General features: G+C 39.8%; 10 protein-coding genes. All 10 read right to left on the bottom strand.

Annotation, left to right across the window (positions count from 1 at the left end; translation table 11 throughout):
- Nucleotides 1-3 precede the first annotated feature (3 nt).
- A complete protein-coding gene (locus MHI22_RS21380; protein ID WP_036124788.1) occupies nucleotides 4-339 on the bottom strand; it encodes a putative DNA-binding protein in 336 nt (111 codons plus the stop codon).
- A 201-nt stretch (nucleotides 340-540) separates the two neighbouring features.
- Nucleotides 541-1,833: a signal recognition particle-docking protein FtsY gene (gene ftsY / locus MHI22_RS21375; RefSeq protein WP_036124791.1), complete on the bottom strand. Its 1,293-nt coding sequence runs from the start codon at nucleotides 1,831-1,833 to the stop codon at nucleotides 541-543.
- Nucleotides 1,830-5,411, bottom strand: a complete 3,582-nt coding sequence (smc, locus tag MHI22_RS21370) for a chromosome segregation protein SMC (RefSeq protein WP_058843498.1) — start codon at nucleotides 5,409-5,411, stop codon at nucleotides 1,830-1,832. The genes ftsY and smc overlap by 4 nt, the downstream gene beginning before the upstream one ends.
- Nucleotides 5,412-5,414: 3 nt before the next feature.
- Nucleotides 5,415-6,179: a ribonuclease III gene (gene rnc, locus MHI22_RS21365; RefSeq protein ID WP_036124796.1), complete on the bottom strand. Its 765-nt coding sequence runs from the start codon at nucleotides 6,177-6,179 to the stop codon at nucleotides 5,415-5,417.
- A 441-nt stretch (nucleotides 6,180-6,620) separates the two neighbouring features.
- Nucleotides 6,621-6,857, bottom strand: coding sequence for an acyl carrier protein (acpP, locus tag MHI22_RS21360; RefSeq protein WP_036124798.1), 237 nt, complete (start codon nucleotides 6,855-6,857; stop codon nucleotides 6,621-6,623).
- 58 nt (nucleotides 6,858-6,915) lie between these two features.
- On the bottom strand, nucleotides 6,916-7,662 hold the full coding sequence (fabG, locus tag MHI22_RS21355; RefSeq protein ID WP_058843497.1) for a 3-oxoacyl-[acyl-carrier-protein] reductase: 747 nt from the start codon (nucleotides 7,660-7,662) through the stop codon (nucleotides 6,916-6,918).
- On the bottom strand, nucleotides 7,655-8,608 hold the full coding sequence (gene fabD / locus MHI22_RS21350) for an ACP S-malonyltransferase (protein WP_058843496.1): 954 nt from the start codon (nucleotides 8,606-8,608) through the stop codon (nucleotides 7,655-7,657). The genes fabG and fabD overlap by 8 nt, the downstream gene beginning before the upstream one ends.
- An 18-nt stretch (nucleotides 8,609-8,626) precedes the next feature.
- Entirely contained in the window at nucleotides 8,627-9,619 is a 993-nt protein-coding gene (plsX, locus tag MHI22_RS21345) for a phosphate acyltransferase PlsX (protein WP_058843495.1), read from the bottom strand.
- Nucleotides 9,620-9,621: 2 nt separating this feature from the next.
- Nucleotides 9,622-10,194: a transcription factor FapR gene (fapR, locus tag MHI22_RS21340; RefSeq protein ID WP_036124838.1), complete on the bottom strand. Its 573-nt coding sequence runs from the start codon at nucleotides 10,192-10,194 to the stop codon at nucleotides 9,622-9,624.
- Nucleotides 10,195-10,325: 131 nt separating this feature from the next.
- On the bottom strand, nucleotides 10,326-12,371 hold the full coding sequence (gene recG / locus MHI22_RS21335; protein WP_036124807.1) for an ATP-dependent DNA helicase RecG: 2,046 nt from the start codon (nucleotides 12,369-12,371) through the stop codon (nucleotides 10,326-10,328).
- Nucleotides 12,372-12,403 lie beyond the last annotated feature (32 nt).

Raw genomic sequence — 12,403 nt, 5'->3', positions numbered from 1 at the left:
CTCCTAATCCCATTCTTTCAGCTGTTCAATAAGTGCTAACTGCTGTTCATCTGTCATACTTTTCTCTGTAATCCCCATTGTAAGCTGTGACAGCATTTGGGTACGTTGTTGAAATTTTTCAAGTAAACATAATTTTTCTTCATATTCCTCAAGCATCGCTTCTGTTCGACGAATATTATCGTAAACAGCTTGGCGTGAAACTCCATACGATTCAGCGATTTCTCCTAGAGAGTTATCATCCAAATAGTATAGTTCCATATAACTTCTTTGCTTATCTGTTAATAATGCTTGATAAAAGTCGAAGAGAAAGTTCATGCGTGTTGTTTTTTCAAGTAGCATCGAATGTTTCTCCTCCCGCTATTAGTCATTTGTATCATAACGAAAAGCGCCCGTCTGTGTCAAGGTAATCTCCTTGTCTAAAAGCTTAAATGTCTGCTTGCAGGCATATTTTACGCCTTTAGCAAGTATTACTCTTTTAAACAAGTCAATTCACCTATACACAGTCGAGCGTTTTATAAAATTACTCAGCGATGTTCGCTGTTAATCTTCATTATTTTCTAATTCTTTATCCAAACCATCGGCAAATAAACCATAAACATATCGTTCAGCATCAAATGGCTGTAGATCATCCATTTTCTCACCAAGACCAACAAATTTCACAGGAATGTGCAGCTTATTGCGAATAGCAAGCACAATCCCGCCCTTAGCTGTACCGTCTAGCTTCGTTAAGACAATACCTGTTACATTCGTTGCTTCTTTAAATGTTTGTGCTTGCACAAGTGCATTTTGGCCTGTTGTGGCATCTAATGCTAATAATACTTCATGTGGCGCATTTGGAATTTCACGTGAAATGACACGATGTACCTTTTCAAGTTCATTCATTAAGTTCACTTTGTTTTGCAAGCGACCAGCTGTATCGCAAATTAATACATCGGCTTTTCTATTTTTGGCTGCACGAATCGCATCATACATGACTGCCGCTGGATCAGAGCCCTCAGATTGTTTGATAACTTCACAACCGACACGATCTCCCCATACTTGTAATTGATCTATCGCACCAGCACGGAACGTATCACCAGCAGCTAAAACAACGGTTTTCCCTTGTGTTTTTAAGCGATGCGCTAGTTTGCCGATCGTTGTCGTTTTTCCAACGCCATTTACTCCGACAAATAGAATAACTGTCAGCTCACCATCTGGCTGCATATTTAGATCAATTAAATCTTCTTCACCTTGCTCATAAATTTCTACAAGCTTCTCAGAAATCACGGCTTGGATACCGTTCGTATCTTTTATATTTTTACGTTGTACTTCGAAACGCAGTTTATCCATTAGCTCCATAACTGTTTCAAAGCCGACATCAGCTTGTAATAATAAATCCTCTAATTCTTCAAAGAAATCCTCATCCACTTTACGATAACGCGCAACAAGGTCGTTCACTTTAGAAGTAAAGGAATTACGTGTTTTTTCAAGACCAGCCTTGAATTTTTGTGTAATCGACCAAGCAGAAGGCTTTTTCTCCTCTACTGGTGTATCCTCAATAACTGCTAGCTCTTGTACTTCCAGATCTTGTACTTCTGGCTGTATTTCTGGTTGTTCTTTTTCTATTTCAGTTGAAGGTTCTACTGCTGCTTCTTTCACAATTTCCATCTCTGGAGATTCTTCTATTTGCTCAACCACTTCTACATCAACAGTCTCAATAGCAGCCGTTTCGTTTGCTTCATCTAGATCTAGCTCTTGAAGATCAGCATCCTGCTCATTGTCAAGCGCCTCTAGTTTTTCTTCCTCGGCTGGATTTCCCATTAATTTATCTTTTAAACGCTTAAAAAAACTCATGCTTGTTCGCTCCTTTGCTCCGCAAGTACGGGTTCATCTTCTAATTTTACTGATACGAGTTTTGATACACCCGATTCTTGCATTGTTATACCATACAAGACATCAGCTCCCTCCATCGTCCCTTTACGATGTGTAATAACAATGAATTGTGTGTCACGGCTAAATCTTTTTAGATACTGGCTATAGCGCACAACATTAGCCTCATCCAAAGCCGCCTCTACTTCGTCGAGAATACAGAATGGTACAGGTCGTATATTTAGGATAGAGAATAATAAGGCAATTGCTGTCAGTGCTCGCTCACCACCAGAAAGCAAACTTAAATTTTGTAGTTTTTTCCCTGGAGGTTGTGCCACTATTTCAATGCCTGTTTCTAGTAAATTTTGCGGATCAATTAACACTAAATCCGCTTGCCCACCGCCAAACAATTCACGGAAAACAAGTTTAAATTGTTCTCGTATTGCATAGAACGTTTCACTAAAGCGCAATGTCATTTCTTCATCCATTTCTTTAATGGCTTCATGCAATGTTTCCTGTGCAGCAAGTAAATCCTCTCGTTGTTCAGTTAAGAATGTATGACGTTCAAGTACTCGTTCATATTCCTCAATCGCCCCTAAATTAACAGGACCAAGCTCTTCAATGGATTTTTTCAACAGTTTCACACGGCGTCGTACGAACTCTTCGTCTTCTATCGAAAGAGCTTCTTCCTCTGCCTCTTCAAATGTTAACTGATAGTTTTCTTCGAGTTGTTCTTTGAAATTATCCATTTCAAATTCTAAACGGCTTTGTTTCAACTCATTTGCACGTATTGCTTCAAGGTATCCTTTATGTATACGTTGCATTTCTTTCAGTTGTTCTTCTAATGTTGTGAGTTCTTGTTGTTGCCCTACCTTCTCCTCTTTCTTTCGAGAAATAGTCTCTTGTAAGGCATCTCTTCTCGCTTTCCATGTGATTACCTGCTCCTCAACCTCTTCATCACTTAAATGATTTGTCGATTCATCGGATTGAAGCCATAATATTTCCTGAGAAATATTTTCAACTTTTTGTTGAGCTTTGTTCAATTGTAGTGCTAGCTCAGCAGTGGAAATTTGAACTTGCGACATTTGTTCTTGCATTACTGCTAATTGTGAACGTTTTTCCGCTAGTTGCTCTCGTAATACGTCCTTCTCTGTCTCACCTTGTAGCTTTACCTTACTTAATTGCTCGACAGTATCATTGATTTCGACAAGCTCATCGGCGAGTGCGTTTAATCGCTCCATTGCCTCTTGCTTTTGTGATAACAATGCTTCCTCACGTGTTTTTACATCTTGAGTTTCAGTTGAAGTAAAAGATACTCGGGCTGATAAGCTTTTTTCAACAACCTCTAACTCGCGGATACGACCAGCCTGTTGCATCTCATCTTTTCGTAATTGCTCTCCTTCAAGCTTTAACTGTTCTACTTGATCTCGAAGTGTTGCAAGCTTGTCTTTTTCGGTTGCTACAGCCTGTTCAGCACTATAAATGGAATCCTGTAATGACTCTAGCTTGAGGATTAAATCATCTAATTCGGCTTTTCTTGTAAAGAGTGAGGATTGCTGTTTCATAGCACCACCCGTTAAAGAACCCCCTGCATTGACAATATCTCCATCAAGTGTGACCACTCGGTATCGGAAACCACATAATCGAGCGATTTGACTGGCCCCTTCCAGATTTGCTGCCACAATGACATGCCCTAAAAGATTTTCAACAATTGTACGATTATCTTCATTAAATGTCACAAGCGCATCTGCTATTTGAATAAAAGCTGGATGCTCTATCGCTAATTGGATCGTAGCTGGATTAATTTTACGTGACTTCATCACGGTTTTTGGTAAAAAAGTAGCTCGTCCAGCTCGTTTTTGCTTTAACCAATGAATGGCTTGCTGTGCATGTCGTTCATTCGTTGTGACAATATGCTGAGAGGCTGCACCTAAAGCTGTTTCTATCGCTTGAGAGTATTTCCCCTCAACTTGTAGTAATTCAGCGACAGCCCCCTCAATTCCTTGTAATTCACCTTTATCACGAGCAAGCAAAACTTCTTTAACTCCTTGGAAAAATCCTGAAAAATCGGCTTCCAATTCAGCTAATGTATCTTTTCTCGCCTTTAATTGCTGCTGATGCTGATAAGCTTTATACAGCATATCCTGTTTCTCAGCAAAGGAAGAATTTGTATTTTTTAACTGAACTTGCAGCGACTCATATTGTTCAAGCTTAGCTTGCAAATCATTTGTTGTGGAAGTGTGTTCAGCGACTAGCTTTTCTTTCTCAGCAACAATTTGCGTAAGCTCTTGTCCAATTTCATCAGTTTGATTGGACATTCTTGCTGCCATAGCCTTTTGTTGCGCTAATTGCTGATCGATATTTTTCAATTCATTCTTAATAGTTGCTTCTTCATTCAATGAATCAATATATCGATTTTTTTGTTCTTCAATTTCTTGTTCAATTTCCGTAACAGAACGATTTAATGACTGTTCTAACTGTTTAATGCTCTGCTTGAGTATGGAGAGTGCTTGCTGTTTCTCTGAAAATGCTTCTTTTTTCTCCTGTTCTTGTACAAGCAGTACGTCTACTTCTTCTTTTGCTTCTTGTAATGTCGCATTCAGCTGCAGTAGTTGATTGGAAGCATTTTGTCGTTTTTCAGCCATTAGTGCTTTACGACCATCCCAACGCTCTACCTCCATTGTGGCATTGACAAGATCAGCCTGTGAAACATCCAAATAATCATCAAGTTCTTTTAATAACTTGCGAATATTGGTTGTTTGTATATCGATTGTTGCAATATTTTGAGCTTGTTGTTGCTCAGTTGCAGACAGCTCGGTAAATTCAGCTTTTAGTGCATGCAAAGATTGTGCACAATTTTTAAAATCATGCACAAGAATGGCAATATCAAAATCTTTTAGCTCGGTAGACATTTGGACATAGTCTCTCGCACTAGAAGCCTGCATTTCAAGCGGCTCTAATCGGTTGTCTAATTCATGGAGTATATCTAATACACGATACAAATTCTCATCTGTCTCTACAAGCTTATGCTCTGCTTTTTTCTTTCTTATTTTATACTTTAAAACGCCAGCTGCCTCTTCAAAAATCGAACGACGGTCGTCAGGGCGGCTATTTAAGATTTCATCAACACGGCCTTGAGAAATAATTGAAAATGCCTCTTTCCCAAGCCCTGAATCCATAAACAAGTCCGTAATATCCTTCAGGCGACACTGTTGGTTATTTAATAAATATTCACTATCACCTGAACGGTATACGCGTCTTGTTACGCTGACTTCTGTATAAGAAAAAGCAAGTTGCTCGTCAGTATTGTCTAATATAAGTGTTACCTCTGCAAAGTTGAGTGGCTTACGAGAGTCACTGCCAGCAAAAATAACATCTTCCATCTTTGCTCCACGTAACGACTTTGCCGATTGCTCCCCAAGTACCCAACGAATCGCATCTGTGACATTACTTTTTCCACTGCCATTTGGTCCAACAACCGCTGTAACACCGGGTACAAAATCAATTCCAATGCGCTCCGCAAAGGATTTAAAGCCAATCACTTCTAGTCGTTTTAGGAACATCTATTAAGCCTCCTCTTTTGCAGCTTCTTCACGCATCATTCGCATTGCACATTGTGCAGCTTGCTGCTCGGCTTCTTTTTTTGATTTTCCACGACCAATACCAAGCTCTTGCCCGTTCAATAATACGCTTGATACAAAGGTACGGTTATGTGCTGGGCCTTTTTCATCGATTATTTCGTAATGAAGAAGTCCATTATTGGTTTGTTGTACCATTTCTTGCAATTGACTTTTAAAATCCATCACATGCGAAAAAGCACCTACTTCTACTTTTGGGAACACGATACGCTCTAAAAACGACACGACCGTTTGTAATTCTTGATCTAGATAGAGTGCACCTACAAATGATTCAAACACATCTGCAAGTAGCGCTGGGCGTTCCCGACCACCTGTTAATTCCTCACCTTTTCCAAGTAACACGAAGCGTCCAAAGCCTAATTCATTCGCAAAAATAACTAGTGATGGCTCACAAACGATAGAAGCTCTTAACTTTGTTAACTCACCCTCGCTCATATTTGGGTATTTCTCAAAAAGATATTTAGAAACAGATAGTTCAAGTACTGCGTCTCCTAAAAATTCAAGACGCTCATTATCCGTAAATAGCTTACGGCGATGCTCATTCACATAAGATGAATGCGTGAATGCTTGATACAATAAATTTTTATTAATAAAAGTGATATTTAATTCATGCTGTAACAGCTCGAATTGGTTGCGTACTTTTTCAGGAAGTACGCCAGATTTCTGCATAGTTCCTTTTCTTTTCATAGCCATTGAACAAATCTGCCTTCCTAATAGTTTCTACCGTTTTAGTGTACCTTTTTCAAGGCGTTTATGCAAAAGTATTTCGGCTTAAACACAATGTTTTGGAAATTTTTTCGAAAATTTATCTTATTCATAGAAAATGATCTCCTCTAAAATGAAAGTTGAATGCTTGTGGGATGATTTTTGGTTAACTCCAGTCGTCAGCTCAAAAAAATTTTAGACATTATGCCCCCGATTTTTAACATGAAAAAGGGACGTCAATAGATCGAAAATCGATCTATTTCGTCCCCTTTGAATACATCTTTGTTCATTGAAGCTGCTTCTTCTATCAAGTCAAAGCAGACAAACTATTTCTACTTTATTCATGCTATCATAAATACCATTGTGTATTATGATGACCATCACATCTATAAAGGTGATCCATTTTCGCTAAATAAAGTTTTAACGAAATTAGTTTAATTTACTTTCGATGTATGAAATTGCAGAACCTACTGTTGAGATTTTTTCAGCATCTTCATCAGAAATTTCCATATCAAACTCGTCTTCAAGTTCCATTACAAGTTCAACTACGTCTAATGAGTCAGCACCTAAATCATCACGGAAAGAAGCTTCAAGTGTTACTTCGCTTTCTTCAACACCTAAACGGTCCACGATTACTTTTGTTACACGTTCTAATACTGTAGACAAATGATTCACCTCCCCTCAAATGATTATACAAAAAATCAGCGTATATGCCTAATCGAAATTACATTACCATACCACCATCTATATGAAGCGTTTGCCCTGTCATATAGTTAGCATCATCGGAAGCAAGGAAAGCTACTGCCTTGGCAATATCCTCTGGCTGTCCAAGTTTCGCAAGAGGGATCTGCGTAAGCATACCTTTTTTAATATCTTCTGGTAGTTGCTCTGTCATTTCTGTTTCAATAAAGCCTGGCGCAATCGCATTAACTAAAATATTGCGTGAAGCTAATTCTTTTGCCGTCGTTTTTGTGAGTCCAATAACACCTGCTTTAGCCGCAACATAGTTTGCTTGACCAGCATTACCCGCTACACCAACGATGGAAGAAATATTAATAATACGACCTGCACGTTGCTTCATCATTTGACGTGTTACCGCCTTTGTACAAAGGAAAACCCCTTTAAGATTCGTATTTAATACATCGTCCCATTCGTCTTCCTTCATACGCATTAACAGGTTATCTCTAGTAATACCTGCATTATTCACTAAAATATCAAGAGAACCAAATGTTTTCACAGCGGCATCCATTAATGCGGTTACTTCTTCCGTCTGTGAAACGCTAGCTTGCACCGCAATGGCTTCCCCACCGTTTGCTTGAATCATCTCAACGACTTCTTCCGCTTTTGCCTGTGAGCCACTATAGTTTACTACAACCTTAGCACCTTCCTCAGCAAGCTTTACAGCAATAGCACGTCCAATCCCTCTTGAAGCTCCTGTTACAACAGCTACTTTACCTTCTAATTTACGCATTGATTGACCACTCCTTCGACGCTTCTAAAACCGCTTCTAATGATGCTTCATCATAGACACAATAAGCAGCAACTGAACGATCAATTTTTTTCAAGAGACCGCTTAATACTTTGCCAGGTCCACATTCGATAAAGACATCGACACCTTGTGCAATCATTTCACGCATAGATGCTTCCCATTGCACTGCACTATATACCTGTTCAACTAGCTCCTGCTGAATCGCTGGTACATCCTTTAATTCCTTCGCCATTACATTGCCGATAACAGGGATTTCAGGTGCAGATAAAGTAATCTCTGCTAATGCTGCTTGCAGTTTCTCTGAGGATGGTCGCATCAATTCAGAATGAAATGGACCGCTCACAACTAAAGGTATTGCGCGCTTTGCCCCTGCTTCTTTTGCAGCAATAATCGCTTTATCTACACCTTCTTTAGTGCCTGAGATAACAATTTGTCCTGGACAATTCACATTGGCTACCTGCACAGAATCACCCGCTGCTGAAACCAGCTCTGTAACTGCGTTCAATGCCTCTAATTCCATCCCTAGAATCGCTGCCATCGCTCCTTGTCCTGCTGGTACAGCTTCATTCATATAAAGACCACGTTTATGCACGATAGACACGGCATCATCAAATGACATTACGCCTGCTAAAACCAATGCACCATATTCTCCAAGCGAATGACCCGCAGCATAGTGTGGCTGAATTCCTGCTGCACGCAGCTTTTCAGCTACCATTACACCCGTAGTAAGAAGTGCTGGCTGAGCGTGGTATGTCAGTGTTAACTCCTCAGCTGGACCTTCTAACATTAACTTAGATAATTCAAATTGAAGAGCTTGATCTGCACGATCATAAAATGCTTTACTGTCTGCTGCATTTTCAACAAACTCTTGACCCATCCCTACTACTTGCGAACCTTGTCCTGGAAAAATAAATGCTATTTTCGTCATTTGAATAATCCCCTTTGTTTAATCAATTTCTAAGTGACGTACTGTATCAGTAATCGTCGAAATAACAGCATGCTCTACCATCGTATTAGCTTGTCGAATCGCACTAAAAATTGCTTTTGCATTCGATGAGCCATGCGCTTTAATTACAGGTGCTTGTAAGCCAAACAACCCTGCACCACCATACTCTGTGTAGTCCATTTTATTTTTTAAGTCACGTAAATTATTTTTCATGAGTGCTGCTGAAATTTTCGTTTTCGTTGATGACATAAATGCCTCTTTTAACATTGAAAATAAAGCGCCAGCCGTCCCTTCAATAGACTTCAACACCATATTGCCTGTAAAGCCATCTGTTACAACAACATCCGCTACTCCTTCAAGCAAATCACGCGCTTCTACATTACCAATAAAATTCAAATCAGCTTCCTTCAATAATTCGAAGGCAGCTTTCGTTAATTCATTACCCTTTTTTTCCTCAGTACCGATATTTAATAGGCCAATTCGTGGTTTTTGTAAGCCTCCAACCTTTTTAGCATAAATATCACCCATAATCGCATATTGCACTAAGTGCTCTGGTCGTGCATCTGCATTTGCTCCTAAATCAAGCATTAAGAAGCCTTTACCATCCAATGTCGGTAATGTTGTAGCCAAAGCTGGACGGGCTATCCCCTCAATTCGGCCAACTTTAAATAAGCCCCCTGCCATTAACGCTCCGGTATTCCCAGCAGATAGGCAAGCATCTGCTCTACCTTCTTCCACCGATTCCATCATACGAGCCATTGAAGAATCCTTTTTTCGACGAACAGCACGTGCAGGGTCATCCGTTCCTTCTACTATTTCCTCACAATGTATGATTGTTAATCGATCATGTTGTTTTAAAAATGGCTCAAGCTTATCTTGCTGACCATATAATTGGATTTCTAAATTTGGGATTTGCTCTAATGCTAAGAGTGCACCTTCAACAACTGATTTTGGTGCATTGTCTCCACCCATTCCATCAAGCGCTAATTTCATTGTTACTCACCTTTACCTTTCGTGCGGTACATATCAAATTCACCAACAAAAACGGTTTCACCATTTACGGTAGATGTTACCTCGACTTTTGTACGATGATTAAGATCATCTCGTCCGATAACAATCGCTTTTGTAATAACACGATTTCCAGCACGCACAGGTTTCACAAATGTTATATTGGAATGTACGGTTAATGCTAGTTCGTCATCAATTACTGCGACCGCTAATGAGTTTGCTTGTGCAAACAAATGATGTCCACGTGCGATGCCATTGCGCTGAAAAACATGCTCTTCTTGTACATCAAAAATCGATAGTGCTCGATTATCTAATTCAATATCTACAATTTCTCCGATGACTTCATCAATCGGTAGAGATTTTACTTCATTTTCATAGTTTTTAGAAGCAACATCTTTAATTCGCTCTCGTAATTCTGGTATAGATAACTCCATACGATCTAAACGAATTGTTTGGACACTTACCTGAAACTGTGTTGCTAGCTGTTCATCTGTGACGAATGGATTTTCAGCTATCGTTTCAGATAGTAGTCGCTGTCGCTCTTTTTTCGTTCGTCTCAACATCATTCGCCACCTTTTGAGTTGTTATTAGCACTTGGTACTAATATCAGTATATAGAGTATAAAAAAAGAATGCAAGACTTGTTTTGAAATCAAGTACTCACATTCTCCTATGCTCATAAGCCCTCAATACTAATCGAAGCGCTCTCCCTGTAATACACCCGACTCTTCTAGCATTTTACGCAAGTATTGATAGTCATCATCCTGCCAAAACGCTTTTGTTTCAAGCATCTCTGTTGCATCTTTTCTTGCGGTCTCGAGTATACGATAATCATGTACTAAATCAGCTACTTTAAAATCTGGCAAACCACTTTGCTTTCTACCAAAAAAGTCCCCTGGTCCCCTTAATTCTAAATCTTTTTCAGCTAAACGGAAACCATCATTCGTTTCCGTCATCGACTGCATACGCTCTTTCCCTTCATCAGACTTAGGATCAGCAAGTAAAATACAGTATGACTGGTGCTCACCACGCCCGACACGCCCTCGGAGCTGGTGCAATTGCGCTAGGCCAAAACGCTCAGCATCATAGACAATCATAAAGGTAGCATTCGGTACATTAACACCTACCTCCACAACTGTTGTAGAAACTAAAAGCTGAATTGTTCCTTCACTAAAATCGCGCATCACCGCATCTTTTTCATCGGCTGATAAACGTCCATGCATTAAACCGACCTGATAACGATCTTTAAAATAAGTGGCTAGTTGCTCATAAATTTCTACAGCATTTTGAACATCAAGCTTATCAGATTCCTCAATAAGTGGACAAATAGCATAAGCTTGTCTTCCAGCCGCTAGCTCCAATTCTAGCTTGGACATCACAGAGCCGAGTTGCTCTTTTTTCATCCAATGCGTTTCAATCTGTTTACGGCCCGCTGGCATTTCATCAATTATCGATACATCCATTTCCCCAAATGCAGTAATAGCAAGTGTACGCGGTATAGGAGTAGCTGTCATAAAGAGGACATCTGGATTCTCCCCTTTATCACGCAAAATTCGACGTTGTTCCACACCAAAGCGATGCTGCTCATCTGTGATGACAAAACCTAGCTTTTGAAATATAACATCTGGCTGAATTAACGCATGTGTGCCAATGACAATGTCAAGATCACCATTTGCCAAATCTGCTAAAATCCCACGTCGCTCCTTTGTTTTAGTTGACCCAGATAACAAAGCAACACGAACATCAAAGGGTTGAAACCATTCTTTTAAGTTCTCCAAGTGCTGTTCCGCTAAAATTTCAGTTGGTGCCATTAAGGCTCCTTGAAAGCCCGCTGTCACAGCTGCATATAAACCGATTGCCGCTACTACTGTTTTCCCAGAACCTACGTCGCCTTGCAGCAAACGATTCATTCGATGTGGTTCCTTCAAATCTTTACAAATTTCATTAACCACTCGTTTTTGAGCATTTGTTAATTCATAGGGCAATGAAGCAATAAATGCTCGTAGTTTATGCACATCAAACTGAATGATTGTGCCACGCTCACTCTCTTTCCGCGTTTTACGTAATGCCTGTATACGCAATTGGAAGTTTAATAGCTCCTCATAAGCAAAGCGTCTTCTTGCTTGTTTAGCATGCCCAGCATCCAGCGGAAAATGGATACCCTCCAAGCCCTCTCGTATCGGAACAAGCTTATAGGACTCCTGTAAATAATATGGAATCGCCTCTGGTAGCTCTGCACCAAAATCATCTAACACTTGTCGCATATATTTACGAAATCTTTTTTGTGGAATCAAACCTTTCAGACTATACACTGGCTCAAAGTCTACTTGATCTGTTTTTGGCCCAAATGTGACAGTTGTACCATTGATTACTTGTCTACCACGATCCCATTTCCCCGTCACGGTAATAATGGAACCCGGTACAAGCTTTTGCTTTAAATAGCCTTGATTGAAAAATACAACTTTTACTAAGTGACGTCCTGCCAAAACTGTTACTTGAAGTCTTGATTTATTACGACCTAAAAATAATATCGTAGGCTCACGTTCTACCTTGCACTCAACTGTAACGCGTTCGTTATGTGGTGTTTGCGCTAAATCTTTTAAACGAAAATCTTCATGTCGATGTGGGAACGTCCATAATAAATCAGCTACTGTATTGATGCCTAGTGATTCAAGATGTGCTGCTGTTTCTTTCCCGATGCCTTTCACTTCATTGACATGGCTAAATAATTCAGTCATCCTATCCCACAACTCCCTTCATTCAAGTGGTA

The organism is Lysinibacillus sp. FSL L8-0312, from assembly GCF_038003285.1.
GTDB lineage: Bacteria > Bacillota > Bacilli > Bacillales_A > Planococcaceae > Lysinibacillus > Lysinibacillus fusiformis_D.
The sequence above is the reverse complement of the archived record's forward strand: the minus strand, read 5'-3'. Positions and strand labels throughout refer to the sequence as shown.

What these genes read in the sequence shown, in the direction of transcription:
- plsX (WP_058843495.1), bottom strand. Translation starts at nt 9,619, where the DNA reads ATGAAATTAGCGCTTGATGGAATGGGTGGAGACAATGCACCAAAATCA.
- rnc (WP_036124796.1), bottom strand. Translation starts at nt 6,179, where the DNA reads ATGGCTATGAAAAGAAAAGGAACTATGCAGAAATCTGGCGTACTTCCT.
- MHI22_RS21380 (WP_036124788.1), bottom strand. Translation starts at nt 339, where the DNA reads ATGCTACTTGAAAAAACAACACGCATGAACTTTCTCTTCGACTTTTAT.
- fabG (WP_058843497.1), bottom strand. Translation starts at nt 7,662, where the DNA reads ATGCGTAAATTAGAAGGTAAAGTAGCTGTTGTAACAGGAGCTTCAAGA.
- fabD (WP_058843496.1), bottom strand. Translation starts at nt 8,608, where the DNA reads ATGACGAAAATAGCATTTATTTTTCCAGGACAAGGTTCGCAAGTAGTA.
- ftsY (WP_036124791.1), bottom strand. Translation starts at nt 1,833, where the DNA reads ATGAGTTTTTTTAAGCGTTTAAAAGATAAATTAATGGGAAATCCAGCC.
- smc (WP_058843498.1), bottom strand. Translation starts at nt 5,411, where the DNA reads ATGTTCCTAAAACGACTAGAAGTGATTGGCTTTAAATCCTTTGCGGAG.
- recG (WP_036124807.1), bottom strand. Translation starts at nt 12,371, where the DNA reads ATGACTGAATTATTTAGCCATGTCAATGAAGTGAAAGGCATCGGGAAA.